At 42.3% G+C, this 12,687-nt stretch carries 12 protein-coding genes; 7 read left to right on the top strand and 5 right to left on the bottom strand.

Features of this window, described 5'->3' with window-relative positions:
• Nucleotide 1: 1 nt before the first annotated feature.
• Nucleotides 2-451 carry an NfeD family protein gene (locus ACED48_RS12740; RefSeq protein ID WP_017056371.1) on the top strand — a complete coding sequence of 150 codons (450 nt, stop codon included), beginning with the start codon at nt 2-4 and terminating at the stop codon, nt 449-451.
• Between the two features lie 319 nt (nt 452-770).
• Nucleotides 771-950, top strand: coding sequence for a hypothetical protein (locus ACED48_RS12735; protein WP_017056370.1), 180 nt, complete (start codon nt 771-773; stop codon nt 948-950).
• A 69-nt stretch (nt 951-1,019) separates the two neighbouring features.
• On the opposite strand, the gene cueR is transcribed toward ACED48_RS12735, so the two are convergent.
• The 5 genes from cueR to zipA form a co-directional block, all read right to left on the bottom strand.
• Entirely contained in the window at nt 1,020-1,412 is a 393-nt protein-coding gene (gene cueR, locus ACED48_RS12730; protein ID WP_017056369.1) for a Cu(I)-responsive transcriptional regulator, read from the bottom strand.
• A 93-nt stretch (nt 1,413-1,505) separates the two neighbouring features.
• Nucleotides 1,506-2,309 carry a DUF2057 family protein gene (locus ACED48_RS12725; RefSeq protein WP_017056368.1) on the bottom strand — a complete coding sequence of 268 codons (804 nt, stop codon included), beginning with the start codon at nt 2,307-2,309 and terminating at the stop codon, nt 1,506-1,508.
• 97 nt (nt 2,310-2,406) lie between these two features.
• Nucleotides 2,407-3,507 carry a porin gene (locus ACED48_RS12720; RefSeq protein WP_017056367.1) on the bottom strand — a complete coding sequence of 367 codons (1,101 nt, stop codon included), beginning with the start codon at nt 3,505-3,507 and terminating at the stop codon, nt 2,407-2,409.
• Between the two features lie 524 nt (nt 3,508-4,031).
• Nucleotides 4,032-6,044 carry an NAD-dependent DNA ligase LigA gene (ligA, locus tag ACED48_RS12715; protein ID WP_017056366.1) on the bottom strand — a complete coding sequence of 671 codons (2,013 nt, stop codon included), beginning with the start codon at nt 6,042-6,044 and terminating at the stop codon, nt 4,032-4,034.
• Nucleotides 6,045-6,136: 92 nt separating this feature from the next.
• Nucleotides 6,137-7,171, bottom strand: a complete 1,035-nt coding sequence (gene zipA, locus ACED48_RS12710; protein WP_017056365.1) for a cell division protein ZipA — start codon at nt 7,169-7,171, stop codon at nt 6,137-6,139.
• Nucleotides 7,172-7,399: 228 nt separating this feature from the next.
• Here zipA and cysZ point away from each other — a divergent pair, with 228 nt between their 5' ends.
• The 5 genes from cysZ (at nt 7,400) to crr (ending at nt 12,386) form a co-directional block, all read left to right on the top strand.
• Nucleotides 7,400-8,158, top strand: a complete 759-nt coding sequence (gene cysZ / locus ACED48_RS12705; RefSeq protein WP_017056364.1) for a sulfate transporter CysZ — start codon at nt 7,400-7,402, stop codon at nt 8,156-8,158.
• A 222-nt stretch (nt 8,159-8,380) separates the two neighbouring features.
• Nucleotides 8,381-9,349 (top strand): cysteine synthase A, encoded by a 969-nt coding sequence (cysK, locus tag ACED48_RS12700; RefSeq protein WP_017056363.1) that lies wholly within the window; start codon nt 8,381-8,383, stop codon nt 9,347-9,349.
• 302 nt (nt 9,350-9,651) lie between these two features.
• The gene (locus ACED48_RS12695) at nt 9,652-9,909 is read left to right on the top strand and encodes an HPr family phosphocarrier protein (protein ID WP_004734263.1); all 258 of its coding nucleotides are present in this window, start codon (nt 9,652-9,654) and stop codon (nt 9,907-9,909) included.
• Between the two features lie 136 nt (nt 9,910-10,045).
• On the top strand, nt 10,046-11,770 hold the full coding sequence (gene ptsI / locus ACED48_RS12690; protein WP_017056362.1) for a phosphoenolpyruvate-protein phosphotransferase PtsI: 1,725 nt from the start codon (nt 10,046-10,048) through the stop codon (nt 11,768-11,770).
• A 106-nt stretch (nt 11,771-11,876) separates the two neighbouring features.
• Nucleotides 11,877-12,386: a PTS glucose transporter subunit IIA gene (gene crr, locus ACED48_RS12685; RefSeq protein ID WP_004737851.1), complete on the top strand. Its 510-nt coding sequence runs from the start codon at nt 11,877-11,879 to the stop codon at nt 12,384-12,386.
• The last annotated feature ends 301 nt before the right edge of the window (nt 12,387-12,687 follow it).

Here is a 12,687-nt window from a genome sequence, read left to right as displayed (position 1 = left end):
TATGGTCGAATTACTAGAACAAGTAAACCATTGGCATTGGTTGGCGTTTGGTCTAGCGTTGCTAGCACTTGAGTTAATTGGAACCGCTGGTTACTTTTTATGGATAGGCATATCTGCCATGCTGGTCGGTGTCCTTTTGGGTGCTCTACCTATTGGCTGGCAGATGCAATGGTTATCCTTTGCTAGCTTCTCGTTGATCACCACTTGGTTGTGGTGGAGAAGACAACTGTCTAATGACAAGCACTCAGATGCGGGGCGAGAGTTAAACCAAAGAGAAAAACAACTGGTAGGTCAAACCGTTTTTCTTACCGAAGCAGTTAACAAAGGTAGCTGTAGAATTAGGGTCGGTGACTCTTCTTGGTCTGCAAAAGCCAGTCAAGATATTTCATCTGGCACCGAAATTAAGATTGTCGCTTTAGACGGAATAGTTCTAATAATAGAACCTTTATAATAAAGTGCTATATAAAGCCTGCAGTTTCAACAGATGCAGGCTTTTTTGATTTTCGTGTCTTAATAATATTCGAATTATCATTGCGATAGATTGAATTGAAAAGAAAATAAGTTCTTATTTCGTCAAGCTAAAAAGTTTGATTGAGCTAAAAAGCTATAAGAAAGTCAGATTTCTTTTCCATTATATATATGAATAGTTAGCCTTATTGCCGCTTAATTATAATTATTAAAAATGTTAAGTCCGCCTAGTTTTTGAAATTTTTATTTCCTTGTCCATACTTTGACTTATCTCAATCAGAGATAAACCTAATGGAGTTCGTATGAGACATCTTTTAATAATTCTAACGGCTGTTTTCAGTTTATCATTTGGAAGCGCTCTAGCGAGCAGTCAGTCTCCAGGTAACGGAAATATGGGGCCTATAGTTAAGTGTTTGGATGGTAACGCGGTCACGCATGTGCCATTGCTGATCTGTAAACATTACGGCGGAAAAGTGCTGTGATAAGAGATTAAAGTCAGGCTAGTAATATAATTTACAGCCTGACAATTATTGGTAACGGAAATAACCTAACTAACTGCGGCCAGATAGATTGTTTAAAATAGGGCATTCCGTTGAAGCATCGCCGGGGCAGTCTTGTACCCAAGCTTGGAGTTGAGTTTTCATCTTATTTAATTCAGCAAGCTTTAATTCTATTTCATCTAACTTCTGCGTTGCTTTCTGCTTGACCTCGTAGCTTTGCCTATTGGGATTCATTGCCAACTCAACCAGTGATTTACACTCATCAAGGGTAAACCCAACCATTTTAGCTCTTAATACAAATTCTAACTGTTCGATGTGAATCTCGCCGTATTGTCTGTAGCCGTTTTCTGAACGAAGTGGAGGACTCATCATTCCTTTGCTTTCGTAAAAACGAATGGATTTCGCTGTTGTACCAACACGTTTCGCTACTTCACCAATATTCACAATCTTACCTGTAAGCCTAAAATGTATCACCGCAGTACTGTTGTTATACAATACTGCGGTTGAAAAACATAGCTAGAGCGTAACGTTAGAGGCTTACTCTTGCTCTAAAAGCCAAATCATAGTTTGAGATTTTTCTTCACTGTCTAGCTTGTTGAACCAGTATGAAACCATTTCGATTTCTTTGGAGCCTTCTAGTAGTGCAGGTGTTGCGTTCTTGCGATTTTGGAATGCCCAATTCGTCACTGCCGATTGCTCTTCTTTTGTCGCTTGACCATACCAGTAGTTAACCATCTCTTGAGCTTGTGACGCCTTTGGCTCTTCAGCAACTACAGCTGCAACAGGCGCAGCTACTGGAGCGATAGCAATCGCAGTATGATTATTGGCGCCATTGTAAATTGTGTCGATATACGCTTTCGGCACAATGAAAGTTGTACTCATTATTGAGTTTTGTCCATCAAGCGTAAACTCTAAATTCTTTTCTCTTGCTTGCTGGATATCAGCTTCGCTTAGAGGAAACTTAATATATTGAGTTTTTGTACAGTGTTCGCTGCAGCTCTCTCTTGGAACTTGTCTATCTTCTAACTCTATCGTCTTACCAAAAAAGCTTACGGTTTGGTACTCTTTGTAACTTTGGAAGTAACTTACATCCATAGTAATTGACGATTCTGGAGCTGAATTCTGTGTTACTTCTTTATTGTACGTAAAGTAGAGCGATGACTTGATAATGTCTGCGCCTACATTTGCTCTGTTTTCTGCAACATAAGATTGGCCAGTCACTTGAATGTAGCCACCTTTTGACTGCACATCTGCAACTGAATCTGCGAAATTACTTTGTGAATCGAGTGAACTACAAGCTCCCAAAAATAATGATAATACAACCACACTAACTTTATTCATTATGACTAATTCCTTATGTTCACTATGGAAAAACGCTGGCAAAAAAATTTACCAGCGTTTGGGTTTTTATCTAACTGTTTAAGCTGATAATTCTAGCTTAGAAACCGTACTCAAGACCAACGCGAGTTACGATATCTGTATCAGCGTCACCAACAGTACGGCCCGCAACACGTAGGTAAGGTACGAATCCGTTGTGCACTGCCATTAGCTGACCAGAGATAGTATTGCTATCTGTATTAGCTTCTTTGCTACCGTTAAGTTCAGACTCTAGGTTCGCTGCGTAACCCAGTTTAAAACCAATTGGACCATTCCAGTATTGGCCAATGATAGAGTAAGAATCTTGTGTTTGCTTACGGATGCCGTTATCTAGCTCTTCACCTTTAAATGCAGCCGCAAAGCCGAATCCTGCAGGTAGGCTAGCCTCAAAACCAACGATGTATGCGAATGTATCATCATCGTAGCCAGCGACTTCAGGAGCTTGCTCAGGGTTACCATTCTCATCAAATGACCAATCACCACCAGTAGCGGCAACTACACGAGTACCAGATTCAACTGCACCCATAAATGTTACTTTTTCGAAGCTGTATTTAGCGCTTGCGCCAAAGAAGTTAGCATCACGAGTCGCTGCACCACCACCGTTGTCGTTATCATCACGACCAACAGAAGCTGCAAAAGAGAAACCACCAAATTTAGCTGAGTCGTAACGTACTTGGTTAGATTGACGATCGTAGTGACCATTGATACCGCCCCAATCGAATACAGAGCCTAGACCAGGGTTAGAGAATGGCCAGTCGACAATTTCGTATAGTGGCGTAAGAACACGACCCACACGTAGATTACCCCAAGAGCCAGAAGCACCAACAAAAGTATCACGGAAACCAAGCACACCGCCTGAAACGCCACCATGTCCCCAGTCTGTACTATCTACGTAACCAGATTCGATCTGCATTGTAATTAATACGTCATCAAACATATCTTTATGAGCACGGAAGCCGATACGAGATTCATTCTCTACTGCGTAACCAGAGCTAGAGTCATTATTATCAGTTGTGTTGTAGTTAACTAAAGAGATAGCCGCAACACCGTAAACATCAACGTTGAAGTCAGAGTTAATACCAACTTCTTTCGCCATTACGCCTGTTGATAAAAGTGCAACTGAGGCACCTAGTAGAGTACGTTTGAAAATTTTGTGTTCCATGGAATAAAACTCCTAAAAATGGATATAGCTGTTTAAATATTCCTCACCTAAAGTTGGCCGCCGTAGAGAGAAATACCTTTTCTTGTTTGAGAACCCTTAACACAGAATTCTCTATTTCCTTTCTGGTTATACACATCGTGTGCATCCATGGCATTAAGACTAACTTCGCCCTCAAAAAGATCAATGAGAACTTAATTTTCATCTAAAAAAATATGAGTTAGTGCAAATTTACTGGGTGCTTAGTGATCTCAGTCGATAAATTGTAAAACCTATACAACAAACCAGTTTAGTTCATTTAAATCAATGCTTTGACTTAAATTTAATTTCCATAAAATTGAAGTGACTCGCATTTATCTTACAACCAAAATGGTATTTCATTAATATTGAGCGCCATCACTGTCCTAACTTAATAGTTCGTATAGGAACAAAATTCTCAACAATTAAAAAGACTATCAATTTATAACAAACACAAAAAAGGCACTCCCTTTAAGGAGTGCCTTTGAGCTTTTTTTATCTGAATTTACTTACGAAATAAGGGCAATTAGATCTTCTTCTGTTCTTACTTCGATACCTAAATCTTGTGCTTTAGTTAGTTTAGAACCTGCCGCTTCACCAGCGAATAAGATGTCGGTTTTCTTAGATACGCTGCCCGTTACTTTCGCACCTAGCGCTTGTAATGCAGCTTTAGCTTCACTTCGACCAAGTTGAGAGAGTGAGCCTGTTAACACAACGACCTTACCTTCTAATGGTAGTTCTTGGTCATCGGCAGCCTCTTCGAGCTGTGGCCAGTTCACACCAAGCTCTACTAGCTGGTCGATTACTGCTCTGTTTTTCTCTTGTGAAAAGAAACCAGTGATATGGCTAGCGACGATGTTACCAATATCTGACACTTCGACTAACTGCTCGTGAGTTGCCGCTTGAACCAGCTCTAGCGTCTTGAAGTGCTGCGCTAGGTTCATTGCCGTTGCTTCACCTACTTCACGAATACCGAGTGAATAAAGAAAACGCGCTAATGTCGTCTCTTTGGCCTTATTAAGCGCACTCACCACGTTTTGTGCTGACTTAGGCCCCATTCGGTCAAGAACCGTAATCACGCCTGCACTGAGCTTAAACAAGTCTGCTGGAGTTTCGACCATTTCGCGATCTACAAGCTGTTCTATTACTTTCACGCCCAGCCCATCAACGTCGAGAGCCTTTCTCGAAACAAAGTGTTTAAGCGCTTCTTTTCGCTGTGCTTGACACACCAAACCACCAGTACAACGCGCAACAGCCTCACCTTCGACACGCTCAACGGCAGAACTACATACAGGGCAAGCATCAGGGAAAACAATGTCTGTCGCCGTAGCTGGGCGGCGATCTTGTACAACGGCCACAATTTGCGGAATCACATCACCAGCTCGGCGGATAATAACGCTGTCGCCTACCTTCACACCTAAACGAGCTATCTCATCAGCGTTGTGCAGCGTGGCATTACTTACCGTTACGCCGCCAACAAAGATAGGCTCTAGTTTAGCGACAGGCGTAATAGCCCCTGTACGGCCAACTTGAAACTCAACGTCATTTAACAGAGTGATTTCTTCTTGAGCCGGAAACTTGTAAGCAATAGCCCAACGAGGCGCCCTAGCAACAAAGCCAAGCACTTCTTGCGCCGCAATATCGTCGACTTTGATAACCACGCCATCGATCTCATAAGACAGAGCATCACGACGTGCCATAATATCTTGGTAGTACGCCTTTACATCCTCTAACGAGCTCAACTGTTTAGTTTCAGGACACATTGGCAAACCCCAGCCTTTCAGCTGCAAGAAGCGTTGATAGTGGCTCTTGGAAAGCTCTGCGCCTTCTACAACACCAACACTGTAGGCATAAAAAGCCAGAGGTCGTTTAGCCGTAATACGTGAATCAAGCTGACGTAGGCTACCAGCAGCGGCATTACGTGGGTTAACAAAGACTTTCTCACCTTTTTTCAACGCCAGTTCGTTCAGTTTATTGAAGCCCGCTTTTGGCATAAATACTTCACCACGAACTTCAATACGCTCTGGCCAACCTTTGCCTTGCAACTTAAGTGGAATCGAACTGATCGTGCGCACGTTTTCTGTGATGTTTTCACCAACAGCACCGTCACCACGAGTCGCAGCCTGAACCAAGGTTCCATTCACATAGAGCAAGCTTACTGCAAGGCCATCAAGCTTAGGTTCACAACAGAAAGTTTTGAGGTTTGCGGTTGGAGCTCTATCCGACATGCGCTTATTGAACGCATCCAAGTCTTCGTCAGAGAATGCATTGTCCAGAGAAAGCATTGGGATTTCATGGGTCACTTGAGTGAAGCCATCTAAAGGCTGACCGCCGACACGTTGACTTGGCGAATCAGCCGTCACGAGTTCAGGGTTTTCTTGTTCGATTTTTAGCAACTGTTGCATTAATCGATCGTACTCGACATCAGGAATCTCTGGAGTATCTTCTACGTAATAACGAACGGCATGATAATGCAGAGTTTCTCTTAACTGCTCTAAGGTAACTTGAATCGATTCTTTCATATCATTCTCTATCGTGATTGAAATATCAAAAAGGGCTCCCTTAGGAGCCCTTTTCTATAAATATAGATTATTTACAAGGCTAAAGAATACGGCTAGGCATTCGATGCCATCATAAAGTCTCTGATTTGTTTACGGTAGTCAGACAAACGGCTTGGTGTCATTAAATTGCGAGACTCATCTAGGACATTTCCACCCATATCGTCAGCAATTTTTTGCGCTGCACTCAACATCACATTGAAGTTTTGATCAGCTTGACCGTAGCATGGCAGCGTCATAAAGAATGAAATGCCTTTCGTTGTAAAGTCAGCAGGATCATCGTGTTCTAGGGTACCGGGTTGCATCATATTTGCTACGCTGAAAATAACTTTTGGATCATCACTAGGTTGTGCAAAGCAGTGATAGATAGACATTTCACCATAAGTTAGACCATTGCTCTCCATGCTACGGAAGAGTTCAGTGCCAATAAATGGAACCTCTCCAGCGCAATGTACATTAAGAACGATCACTTCAAGACCAAGGTCTTCATCTTGCTTTACTTCTGACTCAATTGATGAGGCACCTTGTGGAACAATGGTTTCTTCAGCAACGACCGGCTCACTGGACACCAATGGTTCTTCAATCGTTTCATCTACTTTTTCATCAAGCGAGCCATATTGTTCTTGAAAACCAGCGTGACTTTCTTTTTGCTCATCGGTCAGCTCAAAACTTGGAACTTCAGGCTCAACAACCTTCTGTTCTTCAATCTCTTTAGATTCGCTTTCAACCTTGATTGGCTCTTCAACACTGAAAGAAGGAAGATCATTCAATTCAATATCATCTTCGTAAACTTCTTTCGTTGGTGGTGCTGTTAGCGGGTCTGAGTCAATCAAAGGATCAGTCTCAGATGGTGAAGCAGCAAAATCCGGCTCTTTACGTTCTTTTCTGATTATCTCGAAATCATCTTCTGGGGCGAATGAGCGGTTTGGGATATTTTCAGGCTCACCTAAGCGATCGTTTTCAAGCTTACCAAGCGGCTTATCTCCAAACTTTGCTTTCCCTTCTTTCTTACTCGTCCACAAACCGTGGAACAATAATGCGGCGATAGCTAATGCGCCAACAATAATGAGTACAAATCGCAATTCCTGCATTTTTCGCTCTCAGCTTTCGTAGTCACTAGCTATTAAAACGCTGTCACTAAGTTAGGTTAATTTGACCAATCTCACTACTCTATCAAAAGTAGCCACCGTTTTAGAACAACTTAATACAATTAGTTCCTTACTTGATGTGATTTTCGCCACGCTTTTTTTCTTAATTTCGGTCGAGTACACTAGAGATGTTTGCTATTTAACCAAATTCACATGTGACCCAATTTAAATATGACTATTGAATCTATTCCTCGCTCAGGCTTTGGCTACTTTATTTTCGGAATAAAGATCGCTTTATCACCGAGTATTCGTAAGTTTGTACTACTTCCTCTTATCGCTAACGTATTACTTGTTGGTGGTGCTTTGTTTTATATCTTCTCTAACCTAAACACTTGGATTGAAGGATGGATTGGGGCATTACCAAGCTTCTTATCATGGTTGTCATATATTTTATGGCCACTACTAGTACTAACCGTATTGGCAACATTTTCGTATTTTTTTAGCACACTCGCTAACTTCATCGCCGCACCGTTCAATGGCTTGCTCTCGGAGAAGGTAGAAGAACTGCTTAGCGGCAATAAAGTCAATGAGGACGGTTTACTCGATGTTCTCAAAGATACGCCACGTATATTAGCCAGAGAATGGCGCAAGCTTGTCTACGTTTTGCCAAAAGCGATCGGCTTATTCCTACTTTTATTAATTCCAGCACTGGGGCAAACCGTTGCACCATTTTTATGGTTCATCTTCACCGCATGGATGCTCGCAATCCAGTACGCTGATTACCCATTTGATAACCATAAAATAAAATTTGATGATATGAGAAACAATTTGAAACAAAAGCAAGGTAAGACCTATAGCTTCGGCGCGCTTGTTTCTGTTTTTACGACAATCCCAATTTTAAACCTGATCGTGATGCCAGTCGCGGTTTGTGGCGCCACAGCCATGTGGGTTGTTGAGTTTAAAGACCAAGCTCTGCGTTCTCGTCTATAACCTTCACTCTCTCTTTAACAACGCCTATCTTCTTTAAGTTCTGACTTCAATAAAGGTAGGCGTGACCTCCGCTACATATCTATATGATATAACTTTTTAATCCTTTTACTTTTTTTCAACTTGTTTACCCTAAATTCAAGCTAAACAAACATCGAAAGACACTAGACGGTAAAGTGATTGATATACTACGTTTAGTTCTGTCATTAAATGAAGGAATATCGCATGAGCAAGATCTACGAAGACAACACCCTAACGATTGGTAACACGCCTCTAGTCCGCCTTAACAAAGTAAGCAAAGGTAACGTTCTAGCTAAGATCGAAGCTCGTAACCCAAGCTTCAGTGTCAAGTGTCGTATCGGGTCAAACATGATCTGGGAAGCAGAAAAAGCAGGTACTCTGAAACCAGGTATCGAGCTTGTTGAGCCGACCAGTGGTAACACAGGTGTTGCACTTGCATTTGTAGCAGCCGCACGCGGTTACAAGCTAACGCTAACGATGCCTGAGTCAATGAGCCTAGAACGTCGTAAGCTACTTAAAGCGCTTGGTGCAAACCTAGTGCTGACTGAAGCACCAAAAGGCATGAACGGCGCAATCGCCAAGGCAGAAGAGATTGTTGCTTCAGATCCAGAGAAATATCTACTCCTACAACAATTCAACAACCCAGCAAACCCACAAATTCATGAACAAACAACAGGTCCTGAAATTTGGGAAGCAACTGATGGTGAAGTCGACGTGTTTGTAGCTGGTGTAGGTACTGGTGGCACCATCACTGGTACGAGTCGCTACATTAAAGGTGAAAAAGGCAAAGCCATCACCTCAGTAGCAGTTGAACCAGCAGAGTCTCCAGTGATTGCACAAGCGCTTGCGGGCGAAGAAATCAAGCCGGCTCCGCACAAAATCCAAGGTATTGGTGCTGGTTTCATCCCAGGAAACCTAGATTTAGACATTATTGACCGCGTAGAATCGGTAACTTCTGAAGAAGCGATTGAGATGGCTCAACGGCTAATGAAAGAAGAAGGCATCCTAGCAGGCATATCATCTGGCGCGGCAGTGGTAGCGGCAAACAGAATTGCAGAACTCCCTGAATTTGTAGGAAAAACCATTGTTACCGTGCTACCAAGCTCTGGTGAACGTTACCTAAGTACAGCCCTATTTGCAGGTCTCTTTACGGAAAAAGAGAACCAACAATAATATGTGGTCAAATCAATTTTTCGTCCAAAAAAGCCCCGTTTAGGGGCTTTTTTGTTGATCCCTGCCCTACCTTTGGTAATATCGGGTCTGTTTTATTTTTCGCTTCAAAATAAAAGAAGCAATAAACAAATTCAGAAAGTCATGAGTACTCAACAAAAGATGACCATGGCTGGATAAAAATTTATAACCAGTCTAAGTTCTAACACGAACATGGCGTACCAGTCTCTAGCGCATTTGGGCTAAAGCAGTTAAGCTAATCTGGTTACAAACTTACAAAAAATAAATTAATTGGGGTATATAAAATGTACGAGAAGCAAGTAGAAATCACAGCAGAAAACGGCCTTCACACTCGTCCAGCTGCACAGTTTGTAAAAGAAGCAAAATCTTTCGACGCTGACATCACTGTGACTTCTAACGGCAAAAGCGCTAGCGCGAAAAGCCTGTTCAAACTACAAACTTTAGGCCTAGTAAAAGGGACTAACGTAACTATTTCAGCTGAAGGCCCTCAAGCTCAACAAGCTGTAGACCACCTAGTTGCTCTTATGGATCAACTACACTAATACGGTCTCCTTCTTTCAAAGCCATTTTGCATATCAAAGTGGCTTTGTTCGAAATAGATAGGAATAAGCGCGGCATTAGTCGACGACTTAAATTTACACACTCTCCCGTTTACAGTTGAACAACTAAGGTAAAGCTATGATTTCAGGCATCCTAGCATCTCCTGGTATTGCTTTCGGTAAAGCACTACTACTTCAAGAAGATGAAATTGTCCTAAACACTCAACCTATCTCAGACGCTCAAGTTGAAGCAGAAGTTCAGCGTTTCTTTGACGCTCGCAACAAATCTTCTCAACAACTTGAAGTTGTTAAGCAAAAAGCACTTGAAACTTTTGGCGAAGAAAAAGAAGCAATCTTTGAAGGCCACATCATGCTGCTTGAAGATGAAGAGCTAGAAGAAGAGATTTTAGCACTCATCAAGAAAGATAAAATGCACGCAGACAACGCGATCCACACTGTGATCGAAGAGCAAGCTGTTGCACTAGAGTCTCTTGATGATGAGTACCTAAAAGAACGTGCAACTGATATCCGTGATATCGGTACTCGTTTCGTTAAAAATGCACTAGGCATCAACATTGTTTCTCTAGCAGACATCAATGAAGAAGTTATCCTAGTTGCTTACGACCTAACGCCATCTGAAACTGCACAAATCAACCTAGACTACGTTCTTGGTTTTGCTTGTGACATCGGCGGTCGTACATCTCATACTTCAATCATGGCACGTTCTCTTGAGCTTCCAGCTATCGTTGGTACTAACGATATCACTAAGCAAGTTAAGAACGGCGACATGCTTGTGCTGGACGCGATGAACAACAAGATCATCATCAACCCTTCTGAAGCAGAACTAACAGAAGCTAAGAAAATCAAAGCAGATTTCGAAGCAGAAGCGGCTGAACTAGCAAAACTAAAAGATTTGCATGCTGAAACTCTAGACGGTCACCGTGTAGAAGTTTGTGGCAACATCGGTACAGTAAAAGACTGTGACGGTATCCTGCGTAACGGCGGTGAAGGTGTTGGTCTGTACCGTACTGAATTCCTATTTATGGACCGTGACGCGCTTCCTACTGAAGAAGAGCAATACGCTGCTTACAAAGAAGTAGCAGAAGCAATGGAAGGCGAGTCAGTGATTATCCGTACTATGGATATTGGTGGCGACAAAGACCTACCATACATGGACCTTCCACAAGAGATGAACCCTTTCCTAGGCTGGCGTGCAGTACGTATCAGCTTGGATCGTCGTGAAATCCTACGTGACCAACTGCGTGGTATCCTACGTGCATCTGCACACGGTAAACTACGTATCATGTTCCCAATGATCATTTCTGTTGAAGAGATCCGTGAACTGAAAAAAGCAATCGAAGAGTACAAAGTTGAACTTCGCGCTGAAGGCCTAGCTTTCGATGAAGAAATCGAAATCGGCGTAATGGTTGAGACTCCAGCAGCTGCTGCAATCGCACATCACCTAGCGAAAGAAGTATCTTTCTTCTCTATCGGTACTAACGACCTAACGCAATACACTCTTGCGGTAGACCGTGGTAACGAAATGATTTCTCACCTATACAACCCGCTATCTCCTGCTGTTCTTACAGTAATCAAGCAGGTGATCGACGCATCACACGCTGAAGGTAAATGGACAGGTATGTGTGGTGAGCTTGCTGGTGATGAACGTGCGACGCTACTTCTTCTTGGTATGGGTTTAGATGAGTTCTCTATGAGCGGTATCTCTATCCCTAAAGTTAAGAAAGTAATCCGTAACTCTAACTTCGCTGAAGTTAAAGCTATGGCTGACGAAGCACTATCTCTACCAACAGCTGCTGAAATTGAAGCTTGCGTAGAAAAGTTCATCGCTGAGAAAACTCAGTAATCGCCAAATGCTTAATAAAGTTAGACGGCTAAAAATAGTCGTCTAATTTGTTAGATTGGTATAGTATATTCTATAGAATAAAACTAAACGTTAGGAGCATGACACAATGGGTCTGTTTGACAAACTGAAAAAGCTTGTATCTGATGACAGCGCTGATGCTGGTGCAATCGAAATCATCGCACCTCTTTCTGGTGAAATCGTAAACATCGAAGATGTGCCAGATGTAGTTTTCGCTGAAAAAATCGTTGGTGACGGCATCGCGATCAAACCAGCTGGCGACAAAATGGTAGCTCCAGTTAACGGTACTATCGGTAAGATCTTCGAAACTAACCACGCATTCTCTATCGAGTCTGACGACGGTGTTGAGCTTTTCGTTCACTTCGGTATCGATACTGTTGAACTTAAAGGCGAAGGTTTCACTCGCGTAGCTGAAGAAGGTCAATCTGTTAAAGCTGGTGACACTATCATCACTTTCGACCTAGCGCTTCTAGAAGAGAAAGCGAAATCTACGCTTACTCCAGTTGTTATCTCTAACATGGACGAAATCAAGGAGCTGAACAAGCTTTCTGGTTCTGTAACTGTTGGCGAAACTCCAGTTCTTAAAGTAACTAAGTAATCTCGATTACTTATCTGCTTTAATTAAAACGCTATCTTAAGGGTAGCGTTTTTTTGTGCCTGCTAACTTTGCTAGTTCCTTGAATAGCTGTGCTAAGTCACACCTCACCTCGTTGTAAATACGCCCTCAGTCAACTACAGCAATACCAATCATTAGTTGCCAACATCACCCTTACTTTCTTGTTAAAGCGACTTAAAGCCACCCTAGACGCTGCCCCTAATGTTAGAGCACGCGGTATAATTTCGACAAACAACAGGCAATAAAAAACCCAGCCGAAGCTGGGTCTGTTTAGCGCTCATCT

It is taken from the genome of Vibrio sp. 5S239, from assembly GCF_041439575.1.
Lineage (GTDB): Bacteria > Pseudomonadota > Gammaproteobacteria > Enterobacterales > Vibrionaceae > Vibrio > Vibrio kanaloae.
The sequence above is the reverse complement of the archived record's forward strand: the minus strand, read 5'-3'. Positions and strand labels throughout refer to the sequence as shown.